Source organism: Citrobacter sp. Cf087 (genome assembly GCF_030334285.1).
In the GTDB taxonomy this organism is placed as follows: domain Bacteria; phylum Pseudomonadota; class Gammaproteobacteria; order Enterobacterales; family Enterobacteriaceae; genus Citrobacter; species Citrobacter freundii.
The window spans coordinates 389,576-402,386 of record NZ_JAOWED010000029.1; the positions used below are offsets into that span (position 1 = coordinate 389,576).

Here is a 12,811-nt window from a genome sequence, read left to right on the forward strand (position 1 = left end):
GTTAATAAATTTAACCCATGCCATCACAAAGGTTATGGTTTGTACATTTTACGCAAGGGGCAATTGTGAAACTGGATGAAATCGCTCGGTTGGCCGGCGTTTCGCGAACGACTGCAAGCTACGTTATTAATGGCAAAGCAAAGCAATATCGCGTAAGCGACAAAACGGTTGAAAAAGTCATGGCGGTGGTGCGCGAGCATAATTACCACCCGAATGCCGTGGCGGCCGGGCTGCGTGCTGGACGCACACGTTCTATCGGGCTGGTGATCCCGGATCTTGAGAACACGAGCTATACCCGGATCGCAAACTATCTGGAGCGCCAGGCGCGTCAACGTGGGTATCAGCTGTTGATTGCCTGCTCTGAAGATCAGCCAGATAACGAAATGCGCTGTATTGAGCATCTTTTACAGCGCCAGGTCGATGCCATTATTGTGTCGACTTCCTTGCCGCCTGAACATCCGTTCTACCAACGCTGGGCAAACAGTTCATTCCCGATTGTGGCGCTGGATCGTGCACTGGATCGCGAACATTTTACCAGCGTTGTGGGTGCAGATCAGGATGATGCGGAAATGCTGGCGGAAGAGTTACGCAAATTCCCTGCTGAAACCGTCCTCTATCTGGGCGCGCTTCCTGAATTATCCGTCAGTTTCCTGCGCGAACAGGGTTTTCGTACCGCGTGGAAGGACGATCCGCGTGAAGTCCATTTCCTGTACGCCAACAGCTATGAGCGGGAAGCTGCAGCGCAGCTGTTTGATAAATGGCTGGAAACGCACCCAATGCCTCAGGCGTTGTTTACCACGTCGTTTGCCCTGTTGCAGGGGGTGATGGATGTGACCCTGCGTCGTGATGGGCAGTTGCCGTCTGATTTAGCGATTGCGACTTTTGGTGATCATGAACTGCTCGACTTCCTGCAGTGCCCTGTACTGGCGGTGGCACAGCGCCATCGTGATGTCGCGGAACGCGTGCTGGAGATTGTACTGGCAAGCCTGGACGAACCGCGTAAACCAAAACCAGGTTTAACGCGTATACGGCGTAATCTGTACCGTCGCGGTATTCTCAGCCGTAACTAAGTTTCCTCAATTGATGACGTCGGCGGGATAAGCTTCTGACGTCTTCAGTTTTTCTATTCTCAGAAATAACCGCATTATATTTAAGAATATTCTTTAGAATTATCTGAAATGTATTCTTGAAATACCCCGAATTAAAAATGCAACTATCCATTTTTGGGTTATTGATACGTAACGACGCGTTACGGTTGTATTATTTTGTTACATGCATGTGTGGATTTGCCGAATTAACAAACACTTTGCTCTCGTATTGCGGCCATCTGGTGCTTACCTTGGTCCTGCGCGGCGTACAGACCGATTAACTGGTACTGTTAACTCGCTGCATATTGTCCTAAAATGCCGCTCGCGTCGCAAACTGACACTTTATATTTTCTTCTGATGATATTCAGTTGTTTTAAACAATGATGAGTTGTTGGATTTTTTTCTTACAAATATTCATGACGTTAATTTGCTTCGTTTGCTGTACGGATTTTGTTCAACGCTGATATTAGCCGTAAACAATGGGTTTTTTGCTCCGCTAAGCGCCGCGACTTGCTTGACAAGGTTTTCCTCCGCTCCGTAAACTCCTTTAAGTGGGAATTTGTGGGATAAAGTGGTAATCGGGGGTGAGACTGGCATGTTCCGGGGAGCAACGTTAGTTAATCTCGACAGTAAAGGGCGCTTATCCGTGCCTACCCGTTATCGGGATCAACTGCTTGAGAGCGCTACCGGTCAAATGGTTTGCACCATTGACATCCATCACCCGTGCCTGCTGCTGTACCCCCTGCCTGAATGGGAAATAATCGAGCAGAAGCTATCGCGTCTGTCGAGCATGAATCCAGTTGAGCGTCGCGTACAGCGCTTATTGTTGGGTCATGCCAGCGAATGTCAGATGGATAACGCTGGTCGATTACTGATAGCGCCTATTCTGCGGCAACACGCAGGGCTAACGAAAGAAGTGATGCTGGTTGGGCAGTTCAATAAGTTTGAGCTGTGGGATGAAACGACCTGGTATCAACAGGTCAAGGAAGATATCGACGCTGAGCAGTCTGTTACTGGCGCGTTGTCGGAACGATTGCAGGATTTGTCTCTATAAAATGACGGAAAATTATAAACATACAACGGTGTTGCTGGATGAAGCCGTAAACGGCCTGAATATTCGTCCAGACGGCATCTACATTGACGGGACATTTGGTCGCGGTGGTCACTCACGTCTGATCCTCTCCCAGCTTGGCGAAGAGGGGCGTTTACTGGCAATCGATCGCGATCCGCAGGCTATTGCCGTTGCTAAAACGATTACCGATCCTCGCTTCTCCATCGTACATGGACCTTTCTCTGCGCTGGCTGACTATGTCGCTGAGCGTGGACTGACCGGTAAGATCGACGGGATTCTTCTCGATCTGGGCGTTTCTTCACCGCAGCTCGATGACGCAGAGCGCGGTTTTTCGTTTATGCGTGACGGTCCGTTAGATATGCGTATGGACCCAACACGCGGTCAGTCAGCGGCCGAATGGCTGCAAACCGCCGATGAAGCAGACATTGCCTGGGTGATTAAAACCTTTGGCGAAGAGCGCTTCGGCAAACGCATTGCGCGCGCCATCGTGGAGCGTAACCGCATCGAACCGATGACCCGCACCAAAGAACTGGCGGAAGTTATTGCGGCGGCAATGCCGGTGAAGGACAAATTCAAACATCCCGCGACCCGTACCTTCCAGGCGGTGCGCATTTGGGTGAACAGTGAACTGGAGGAGATAGAGCAGGCGCTAAAAAGCTCGCTCAGCGTGCTGGCTCCAGGTGGTCGCCTTTCGATCATCAGTTTCCATTCGCTTGAAGACCGCATTGTGAAACGCTTTATGCGTGAACAAAGCCGTGGTCCTCAGGTACCGGCTGGAATACCGATGACCGAAGCGCAGATCAAAAAACTGGGCGGCCGTGAGTTAAGAGCACTAGGCAAGATGATGCCGGGTGAAGAAGAGGTCGCTGAGAATCCTCGTGCCCGTAGTTCAGTTCTGCGTATTGCAGAGAGGACGAACGCATGATCAGCAGAGTGACAGAAGCCCTCAGCAAAGTTAAAGGATCGATAGGAAGCAACGAGCGCCATGCCTTGCCTGGCGTGATCGGTGACGATCTTTTGCGGTTTGGGAAGCTGCCACTCTGCCTGTTCATTTGCATTATTTTGACGGCGGTTACCGTCGTGACAACAGCGCACCATACGCGGTTACTGACTGCGCAGCGTGAGCAGCTGGTCCTGGAGCGAGATGCGCTGGATATCGAATGGCGTAACTTGATCCTTGAGGAGAACGCGCTCGGCGACCATAGCCGTGTTGAACGGATCGCAACGGAAAAGCTGCAAATGCAGCATGTCGATCCCTCACAAGAAAATATCGTAGTACAAAAATAAGGATAAACGCGACGCATGAAAGCAGCGGCAAAAACGCACAAACCAAAACGCCAGGAAGAACAAGCCAACTTTATCAGTTGGCGTTTTGCGTTACTGTGCGGCTGTATTTTGCTGGCACTGGGTTTTCTGCTGGGTCGCGTTGCCTGGCTGCAAATCATCGCGCCGGACATGCTGGTGCGTCAGGGTGATATGCGCTCTCTACGCGTCCAGGAAGTGTCTACATCGCGCGGAATGATTACCGACCGCTCTGGTCGTCCGCTGGCGGTGAGTGTTCCGGTTAAAGCTATATGGGCCGACCCGAAAGAAGTACATGATGCCGGCGGAGTGAGCGTTGGCGAACGCTGGAGAGCGCTGTCAACCGCGCTGAATCTCCCGCTCGATCAACTGGCTTCCCGCATTAACGCCAACCCGAAAGGGCGCTTTATCTATCTGGCGCGTCAGGTAAACCCTGACATGGCTGATTACATCAAAAAACTGAAGCTGCCAGGTATCCATCTGCGCGAAGAATCCCGCCGTTACTACCCTTCCGGGGAAGTGACTGCTCACCTCATCGGATTTACGAACGTCGACAGCCAGGGCATTGAAGGCGTTGAGAAGAGCTTCGACAAGTGGCTCACCGGACAACCGGGCGAGCGTATTGTACGTAAAGACCGGTATGGCCGCGTCATTGAAGATATCTCCTCTACCGACAGCCAGGCGGCGCATAACCTCGCGTTGAGCATTGATGAGCGTTTACAGGCACTGGTCTACCGTGAACTGAATAACGCCGTGGCGTTCAACAAGGCGGAGTCAGGCAGTGCGGTACTGGTGGATGTGAACACCGGTGAAGTGCTGGCAATGGCCAACAGTCCGTCCTACAACCCGAACAATCTCACCGGTACGCCAAAAGACGCGATGCGTAACCGCACTATTACCGACGTGTTTGAACCGGGTTCTACCGTTAAACCGATGGTGGTGATGACCGCGCTGCAGCGCGGTGTGGTACGCGAAAATACGGTCCTCAACACTATCCCTTACCGAATTAATGGCCACGAAATCAAAGACGTGGCACGTTATAGCGAATTAACCCTCACCGGGGTTTTGCAGAAGTCGAGTAACGTCGGTGTTTCCAAGCTGGCGTTAGCGATGCCGTCCTCAGCGTTAGTAGATACTTACTCACGTTTTGGGCTGGGAAAAGCGACCAATTTGGGGTTGGTCGGAGAACGCAGTGGCTTATATCCTCAAAAACAACGGTGGTCTGACATAGAGAGGGCCACCTTCTCTTTCGGCTACGGGCTAATGGTAACGCCGTTACAGTTAGCGCGAGTCTATGCAACGATCGGCAGTTACGGCGTTTATCGTCCACTGTCGATTACTAAAGTTGACCCTCCAGTTCCGGGCGAGCGTATCTTCCCGGAAGCGACCGTACGTACCGTGGTGCACATGATGGAAAGCGTGGCGCTGCCCGGCGGCGGCGGCGTGAAGGCGGCGATTAAAGGTTATCGTATCGCCATTAAAACCGGTACAGCGAAAAAAGTAGGGCCGGATGGCCGCTACATCAACAAATACATTGCTTATACCGCAGGTGTTGCGCCTGCGAGTCAGCCGCGCTTCGCGCTGGTTGTTGTTATCAACGATCCGCAGGCGGGTAAATACTACGGTGGCGCCGTTTCCGCGCCGGTCTTTGGTGCCATCATGGGCGGCGTATTGCGTACCATGAACATCGAGCCGGATGCGCTGACAACGGGCGATAAAAATGAATTTGTGAATAATCAAGGCGAGGCAACAGGTGGCAGATCGTAATTTGCGCGACCTTCTTGCTCCATGGGTGCCGGGTGCACCGGAGCGAGCACTGCGGGAGATGACGCTTGACAGCCGTGTGGCTGCATCGGGCGATCTCTTTGTCGCAGTATTAGGTCATCAGGCGGACGGGCGTCGGTATATCCCGCAGGCGATAGCGCAAGGTGTGGCTGCCATTATTGCAGAAGCGAAAGATGAAGCTACTGATGGTGAAATCCGTGAAATGCACGGCGTTCCGGTCATCTATCTTAGTCAGCTTAACGAACGTTTATCTGCACTGGCAGGCCGTTTTTACCACGAGCCTTCTGAGAAAATGCGTCTGGTCGGCGTGACCGGGACCAACGGTAAAACCACCACCACCCAGCTGCTGGCACAGTGGAGCCAACTGCTTGGCGAAACCAGCGCGGTGATGGGAACAGTAGGCAATGGCCTGCTGGGCAAAGTGATCCCGACGGAAAATACCACCGGTTCAGCCGTTGATGTCCAGCATGTGCTGGCGGGGCTGGTTGCGCAGGGCGCAACGGTTGGCGCAATGGAAGTCTCTTCACACGGTCTGGTTCAGCATCGCGTGGCGGCGCTGAAGTTTGCCGCATCAGTATTTACTAACTTAAGCCGTGACCATCTCGACTACCACGGCGACATGGAACATTACGAAGCCGCGAAATGGCTGCTGTATTCCACGCACCATTGCGGTCAGGCCATCGTCAATGCGGATGATGAAGTCGGTCGTCGCTGGCTGGCGAAACTCCCGGATGCGGTTGCCGTTTCGATGGAAGACCACATCAACCCGAACTGTCACGGTCGTTGGTTAAAAGCGGTTGACGTGAAGTATCACGACAGCGGGGCAACGATTCGTTTTACCTCCTCATGGGGCGACGGTGAAATTGAAAGCCGCCTGATGGGGGCGTTTAACGTCAGCAATCTGCTGCTGGCGCTGGCAACGCTGCTGGCACTGGGATATCCGTTAGCTGATTTACTGAAAACGGCGACACAATTGCAGCCGGTTTGCGGGCGTATGGAAGTGTTCAGTGCGCCGGGTAAAACCACCGTGGTTGTTGATTACGCCCATACGCCAGATGCGCTGGAAAAAGCGCTACAGGCGGCACGTTTGCACTGTACTGGCAAACTGTGGTGCGTCTTTGGCTGCGGCGGCGATCGCGATAAAGGCAAACGTCCGTTGATGGGCGCAATTGCCGAGCAGTTTGCCGATGTTGTTGTGGTGACCGATGACAACCCGCGTACCGAAGAGCCGCGCGCCATTATTAACGACATTCTGGCGGGGATGCTGGATGCCGGACAGGCGAAGGTGATGGAAGGTCGCGCAGAAGCGGTGACAAACGCCATTATGCAGGCGAAAGAAAATGATGTGGTGCTGGTGGCCGGTAAAGGTCATGAAGACTACCAGATCGTTGGTTCACAGCGCCTCGATTATTCTGACCGCGTCACGGCAGCGCGTCTGCTGGGGGTTATCGCATGATTAGCGTAACGCTCAGCCAACTGGCGGAGATCCTCCGTGGTGAATTGAAAGGGGCCGATCTGACCCTTGATGCCGTAACAACCGATACGCGTAAAGTGACGCCGGGCTGCCTGTTTGTGGCACTGAAAGGCGAACGCTTTGATGCCCATGATTTTGCAGACAAAGCGCAAGAGAGCGGGGCCGGTGCGCTGTTGGTCAGCCGCCCGTTGGACACCAACCTGCCGCAGCTGATTGTTAACGATACGCGTCTGGCGTTTGGTGAACTGGCTGCGTGGGTTCGCGCCCAGGTTCCGGCGCGCGTTGTCGCGCTGACCGGCTCATCCGGTAAAACGTCCGTCAAAGAGATGACGGCTGCCATTCTGAGCCAGTGTGGTAACACCCTATATACCGCGGGCAACCTGAATAACGACATCGGTGTACCGATGACGCTGCTGCGCTTAAACAACGATTACGACTATGCCGTGATTGAGCTCGGTGCCAACCATCAGGGCGAAATCGCCTGGACCGTCGGCCTGACGCGTCCGGAAGCGGCGCTGGTGAACAACCTGGCCGCCGCGCACCTGGAAGGCTTCGGCTCTCTGGCGGGCGTTGCGAAGGCAAAAGGTGAGATTTTTACCGGCCTGTCAGCGAACGGTATCGCCATTATGAATGCCGACAACAACGACTGGCTGAACTGGCAAAGCATCATCGGCGATCGCAAAGTCTGGCGTTTCTCCCCGAATGCAGCCAATAGCGACTTTTCGGCGACCAACGTTCATGTGACCTCGCATGGCACGGAATTTTCTCTGCAAACGCCGACCGGAAGCATTGATGTCCTGCTGCCGTTACCGGGTCGCCATAATATCGCTAACGCCCTTGCGGCGGCGGCGCTCTCTATGGCGGTAGGCGCGACGCACGAGGCGATCAAAGCGGGTTTGAAGGATCTGCAAGCGGTACCGGGGCGTCTGTTCCCGATTCAACTCGCGGAAAATCAGCTGCTGCTGGACGACTCCTATAACGCGAACGTCGGTTCGATGACCGCAGCGGTGCAGGTGCTGTCTGAAATGCCGGGCTATCGCGTACTGGTCGTTGGCGATATGGCAGAGCTTGGCGCAGAAAGCGAAGCATGCCATGTACAGGTGGGTGTTGCTGCGAAAGCTGCAGGCATCGACCGTGTACTGAGTACGGGAAAACTGAGTCAGGCAATTAGCGACGCCAGTGGCGTTGGCGAACATTTTGCGGATAAAAGTACGCTGGCCGCGCATCTTAAAGCATTGATTGCAGAACATCAGGTCATGACGATTTTAGTGAAGGGTTCACGTAGTGCCGCCATGGAAGAGGTAGTACGCGCATTACAGGAGAATGGGACATGTTAGTTTGGCTGGCCGAACATTTGGTCAAATATTATTCCGGCTTTAACGTCTTTTCCTATCTGACGTTTCGCGCCATCGTCAGCCTGCTGACCGCGCTGTTCATCTCTTTGTGGATGGGCCCGCGTATGATTGCCCGCTTGCAAAAAATGTCATTTGGTCAGGTCGTGCGTAACGACGGCCCAGAATCACACTTTAGTAAACGTGGTACGCCGACCATGGGCGGCATCATGATCCTCACCGCGATTGTTATCTCCGTGCTGCTGTGGGCCTACCCATCCAACCCGTACGTGTGGTGCGTGCTGGTGGTGCTGATTGGCTACGGCATTATCGGTTTTGTCGATGACTACCGCAAAGTGGTGCGTAAAGACACCAAAGGCCTGATAGCGCGCTGGAAATATTTCTGGATGTCGGTCATTGCATTAGGGGTCGCGTTTGCGCTGTATCTGGCAGGAAAAGACACCCCGGCAACTGAACTGGTGGTGCCGTTCTTTAAAGACGTGATGCCGCAACTGGGGCTGTTCTACATCCTGCTGGCGTACTTCGTCATTGTCGGTACCGGGAATGCGGTAAACCTTACCGACGGTCTGGATGGCCTGGCCATTATGCCGACCGTGTTTGTGGCCGCCGGTTTTGCGCTGGTGGCATGGGCGACCGGTAATATGAACTTTGCCAACTATCTGCACATTCCTTATTTACGCCATGCAGGCGAACTGGTGATCGTCTGTACGGCGATTGTCGGCGCGGGATTAGGTTTCCTGTGGTTTAACACCTATCCGGCGCAGGTCTTTATGGGTGACGTCGGTTCGCTGGCGCTGGGTGGCGCGCTGGGCATTATTGCCGTGCTGCTGCGTCAAGAGTTCCTGCTGGTAATCATGGGCGGCGTATTTGTTGTAGAAACGCTGTCGGTCATTCTGCAGGTTGGCTCCTTTAAGCTGCGCGGACAGCGCATCTTCCGTATGGCGCCGATTCACCATCACTATGAACTGAAAGGCTGGCCGGAACCGCGCGTCATTGTGCGCTTCTGGATTATTTCGCTGATGCTGGTGCTGATTGGCCTGGCAACGCTGAAGGTACGTTAATCATGGCTGATTACCAGGGTAAAAAAGTCGTCATTATCGGTCTGGGATTGACCGGGCTGTCCTGCGTGGATTTCTTTCTGGCGCGTGGCGTGACGCCGCGCGTAATGGATACCCGTGCGACGCCGCCTGGTCTGGATAAATTACCGGAAGCAGTTGAGCGTCATGTTGGTAGCCTGAATGATGACTGGCTGCTGGCAGCCGATCTCATCGTCGCCAGCCCTGGTATTGCCCTGGCGCACCCTTCGTTGAGCGCTGCTGCTGATGCCGGGATTGAAATTGTTGGCGACATTGAGCTGTTTTGTCGCGAAGCACAGGCGCCGATCGTCGCGATCACCGGGTCCAACGGGAAAAGTACCGTCACTACGTTGGTCGGCGAGATGGCGAAAGCAGCCGGCGTGAACGTGGGGGTTGGCGGAAATATTGGCCTGCCCGCGTTGATGCTGCTGGATGACGAACGCGAGCTGTATGTACTGGAGCTGTCGAGCTTCCAGCTGGAGACAACCTCCAGCTTACAGGCCGTAGCCGCCACCATTTTGAACGTCACCGAAGATCATATGGACAGATATCCGTTTGGCTTGCAGCAGTACCGTGCGGCCAAACTGCGTGTCTATGAGAATGCGAAAGTGTGTGTGGTCAATGCTGATGATGCGCTGACCATGCCGATTCGCGGGGCGGATGAGCGCTGCGTGAGCTTTGGCATCAATATGGGTGACTATCATCTCAATCGTCAGCAGGGTGAAACCTGGCTGCGGGTGAAGGGTGAAAAAGTCCTGAACGTGAAAGAGATGACGCTTACCGGCCAGCATAACTATACCAACGCCCTGGCGGCGCTGGCGCTGGCGGATGCTGCGGGTCTGCCGCGGGCGTCCAGCCTGAAAGCGCTGACTACCTTTACCGGTCTGGCGCATCGTTTCCAGTTGGTACTGAATCATAACGGTGTGCGTTGGATCAACGATTCAAAAGCCACCAACGTCGGCAGCACCGAAGCGGCACTGAATGGTCTGCACGTTGAGGGTACGCTGCACCTGCTGCTGGGCGGTGACGGGAAATCCGCCGACTTTATGCCGCTGCAACGTTACCTGACTGGCGACAACATTCGTCTGTACTGCTTTGGTCGCGATGGCGCACAGCTTGCCGCTCTGCGTCCTGAGGTTGCGGAACACACTGAAACCATGGAGCAGGCAATGCGTCTGCTCGCACCGTGTGTGAAGTCGGGTGATATGGTGCTGCTGTCGCCAGCCTGTGCCAGCCTTGACCAGTTCAAGAACTTTGAGCAACGTGGTGACGTCTTTACCCGTTTGGCGAAGGAGTTGGGTTGATGCGCTTCTCTCTCCCTCGTCTGAAAATGCCGCGCGTACCGGGACTGGGTGTCCTGGCGTGGATCTTCGCGGCACTTAAAGGCTGGGTGATGGCTTCGCGTGATAAAGACGCGGACAGCCTGATCATGTATGACCGCATGCTGCTGTGGCTGACTTTTGGTCTGGCAGCGATCGGTTTTGTGATGGTGACATCGGCATCGATGCCCGTAGGGCAACGCCTGGCAGGCGATCCCTTCCTGTTCGCTAAACGTGACGCGCTGTATATCTTCCTCGCGTTCTGTCTGGCGATGGTGACGCTACGTCTGCCGATGGAGTTCTGGCAAAAGTACAGCACGACGATGCTGATCGCCTCGATCATCATGTTGTTGATCGTTCTGGTGGTGGGGAGCTCCGTTAACGGGGCATCGCGCTGGATCGCGTTGGGTCCACTGCGTATTCAGCCTGCGGAATTCACCAAGCTGTCGCTGTTCTGTTATCTCGCCAACTACCTGGTGCGTAAAGTCGATGAAGTGCGTAACAACCTGCGCGGCTTCTTAAAACCGATGGGTGTGATTCTGGTGCTGGCAATCTTGCTGCTGGCGCAGCCTGACCTTGGTACGGTAGTGGTGCTGTTTGTCACGACGCTGGCGATGCTCTTTCTCGCTGGAGCGAAACTGTGGCAGTTCATTGCCATTATCGGTATGGGGATTTCGGCGGTGGTGCTGCTGATCCTTGCCGAACCGTATCGTATTCGCCGCGTAACCTCCTTCTGGAACCCATGGGAAGATCCGTTTGGCAGCGGCTACCAGTTAACGCAATCGCTGATGGCTTTTGGTCGCGGTGAGATTTGGGGGCAGGGGTTAGGTAATTCGGTGCAAAAACTGGAGTATTTACCGGAAGCGCACACCGACTTCATCTTCGCCATCATTGGGGAAGAGCTGGGTTATATCGGTGTGGTATTGGCACTTTTAATGGTATTCTTCGTCGCTTTTCGCGCTATGTCGATTGGCCGCAAAGCGCTGGAAATTGACCACCGTTTTTCAGGCTTTTTAGCCTGCTCCATCGGGATTTGGTTTAGCTTCCAGGCGCTGGTAAACGTCGGTGCGGCAGCTGGTATGCTGCCAACCAAAGGTCTGACGTTACCGCTGATCAGTTATGGTGGTTCCAGTTTGTTGATTATGTCGACGGCCATCATGTTTTTGTTACGTATTGATTATGAAACGCGTCTGGAAAAAGCCCAGGCGTTTACACGAGGTGCACGATGAGTGGTCAACCGAAGCGGTTAATGGTGATGGCAGGCGGTACCGGCGGGCATGTGTTCCCGGGGCTGGCGGTCGCGCATCATTTAATGGCTCAGGGCTGGCAAGTTCGTTGGCTGGGCACCGCCGATCGTATGGAAGCGGACTTAGTGCCGAAGCATGGCATTGAAATTGACTTTATTCGCATCTCCGGTTTGCGTGGCAAAGGTGTCAACGCGCTGCTTGCCGCCCCCGTGCGTATTTTTAATGCCTGGCGTCAGGCGCGCGCCATCATGAAGCAGTTTAAGCCTGATGTGGTGCTGGGTATGGGCGGCTACGTGTCCGGCCCTGGCGGTCTGGCAGCCTGGTCATTAGGCATTCCGGTTGTACTGCATGAGCAGAATGGCATTGCGGGATTAACCAACAAGTGGCTGGCGAAAATTGCCACTACGGTGATGCAGGCTTTTCCTGGCGCTTTTCCGAATGCGGAAGTGGTGGGTAACCCGGTACGCACCGACGTTCTGGCGCTGCCGTCGCCCGAAGTACGTCTGGCAGGGCGTGAAGGCCCGGTTCGCGTGCTGGTCGTCGGGGGTTCTCAGGGAGCACGCGTATTGAACCAGACGATGCCGCAGGTTGCCGCAGAGCTTGGTGACGCGGTGACTATTTGGCATCAGAGCGGCAAAGGTGCGCAGCAAACCGTTGAACAGGCATATGCTGACGCGGGACAACCGCAGCACAAGGTCACTGAGTTTATTGATGATATGGCAGCCGCCTACGCGTGGGCGGATGTCGTAGTTTGTCGCTCAGGTGCGCTGACGGTAAGTGAAATTGCTGCCGCAGGTTTGCCTGCGCTGTTTGTGCCTTTCCAGCACAAAGACCGACAGCAGTACTGGAATGCGCTGCCGCTGGAGAAAGCGGGCGCCGCCAAAATTCTTGAGCAGCCGCAGTTTACTGTGGATGCCGTCGCTAACACCCTTTCCGGGTGGTCGCGAGAAACCTTATTAACCATGGCAGAACGTGCGCGCGCCGCATCCATACCGGATGCCACAGAGCGTGTTGCTAATGAAGTGAGCCGGGCTGCCCGGGCGTAATTGTGGTGATGCCTTTTGCATCGCATGAACTAAGAAGTTAATGGCTAAAG

The 12,811-nt window shown here is 54.5% G+C and carries 11 protein-coding genes; all 11 read left to right on the top strand.

Annotation, left to right across the window (positions count from 1 at the left end; translation table 11 throughout):
• Positions 1-65: 65 nt before the first annotated feature.
• Positions 66-1,070, top strand: a complete 1,005-nt coding sequence (gene cra, locus OGV57_RS13290) for a catabolite repressor/activator (protein WP_003018794.1) — start codon at positions 66-68, stop codon at positions 1,068-1,070.
• 613 nt (positions 1,071-1,683) lie between these two features.
• Positions 1,684-2,142 (top strand): division/cell wall cluster transcriptional repressor MraZ, encoded by a 459-nt coding sequence (mraZ, locus tag OGV57_RS13295; RefSeq protein ID WP_003018792.1) that lies wholly within the window; start codon positions 1,684-1,686, stop codon positions 2,140-2,142.
• Position 2,143: 1 nt separating this feature from the next.
• On the top strand, positions 2,144-3,085 hold the full coding sequence (rsmH, locus tag OGV57_RS13300; RefSeq protein ID WP_003018789.1) for a 16S rRNA (cytosine(1402)-N(4))-methyltransferase RsmH: 942 nt from the start codon (positions 2,144-2,146) through the stop codon (positions 3,083-3,085).
• Positions 3,082-3,447 carry a cell division protein FtsL gene (ftsL, locus tag OGV57_RS13305; RefSeq protein WP_000625651.1) on the top strand — a complete coding sequence of 122 codons (366 nt, stop codon included), beginning with the start codon at positions 3,082-3,084 and terminating at the stop codon, positions 3,445-3,447. The genes rsmH and ftsL overlap by 4 nt, the downstream gene beginning before the upstream one ends.
• A gap of 15 nt (positions 3,448-3,462) precedes the next feature.
• The gene (gene ftsI / locus OGV57_RS13310) at positions 3,463-5,229 is read left to right on the top strand and encodes a peptidoglycan glycosyltransferase FtsI (protein WP_003018783.1); all 1,767 of its coding nucleotides are present in this window, start codon (positions 3,463-3,465) and stop codon (positions 5,227-5,229) included.
• Complete coding sequence (murE, locus tag OGV57_RS13315; RefSeq protein WP_003018780.1) at positions 5,216-6,703, top strand: UDP-N-acetylmuramoyl-L-alanyl-D-glutamate--2,6-diaminopimelate ligase; 1,488 nt, start codon at positions 5,216-5,218, stop codon at positions 6,701-6,703. Before ftsI ends, murE begins: the two co-directional genes overlap by 14 nt.
• Positions 6,700-8,058, top strand: coding sequence for a UDP-N-acetylmuramoyl-tripeptide--D-alanyl-D-alanine ligase (murF, locus tag OGV57_RS13320; protein WP_003837429.1), 1,359 nt, complete (start codon positions 6,700-6,702; stop codon positions 8,056-8,058). Before murE ends, murF begins: the two co-directional genes overlap by 4 nt.
• A complete protein-coding gene (gene mraY / locus OGV57_RS13325; protein ID WP_005124610.1) occupies positions 8,052-9,134 on the top strand; it encodes a phospho-N-acetylmuramoyl-pentapeptide-transferase in 1,083 nt (360 codons plus the stop codon). Before murF ends, mraY begins: the two co-directional genes overlap by 7 nt.
• Before the next feature lie 2 nt (positions 9,135-9,136).
• The gene (gene murD, locus OGV57_RS13330; RefSeq protein ID WP_054528053.1) at positions 9,137-10,453 is read left to right on the top strand and encodes a UDP-N-acetylmuramoyl-L-alanine--D-glutamate ligase; all 1,317 of its coding nucleotides are present in this window, start codon (positions 9,137-9,139) and stop codon (positions 10,451-10,453) included.
• Entirely contained in the window at positions 10,453-11,697 is a 1,245-nt protein-coding gene (ftsW, locus tag OGV57_RS13335; RefSeq protein ID WP_003018770.1) for a cell division protein FtsW, read from the top strand. The genes murD and ftsW overlap by 1 nt, the downstream gene beginning before the upstream one ends.
• Positions 11,694-12,761 (top strand): undecaprenyldiphospho-muramoylpentapeptide beta-N-acetylglucosaminyltransferase, encoded by a 1,068-nt coding sequence (gene murG / locus OGV57_RS13340; protein ID WP_003018767.1) that lies wholly within the window; start codon positions 11,694-11,696, stop codon positions 12,759-12,761. Before ftsW ends, murG begins: the two co-directional genes overlap by 4 nt.
• Positions 12,762-12,811: the final 50 nt, after the last annotated feature.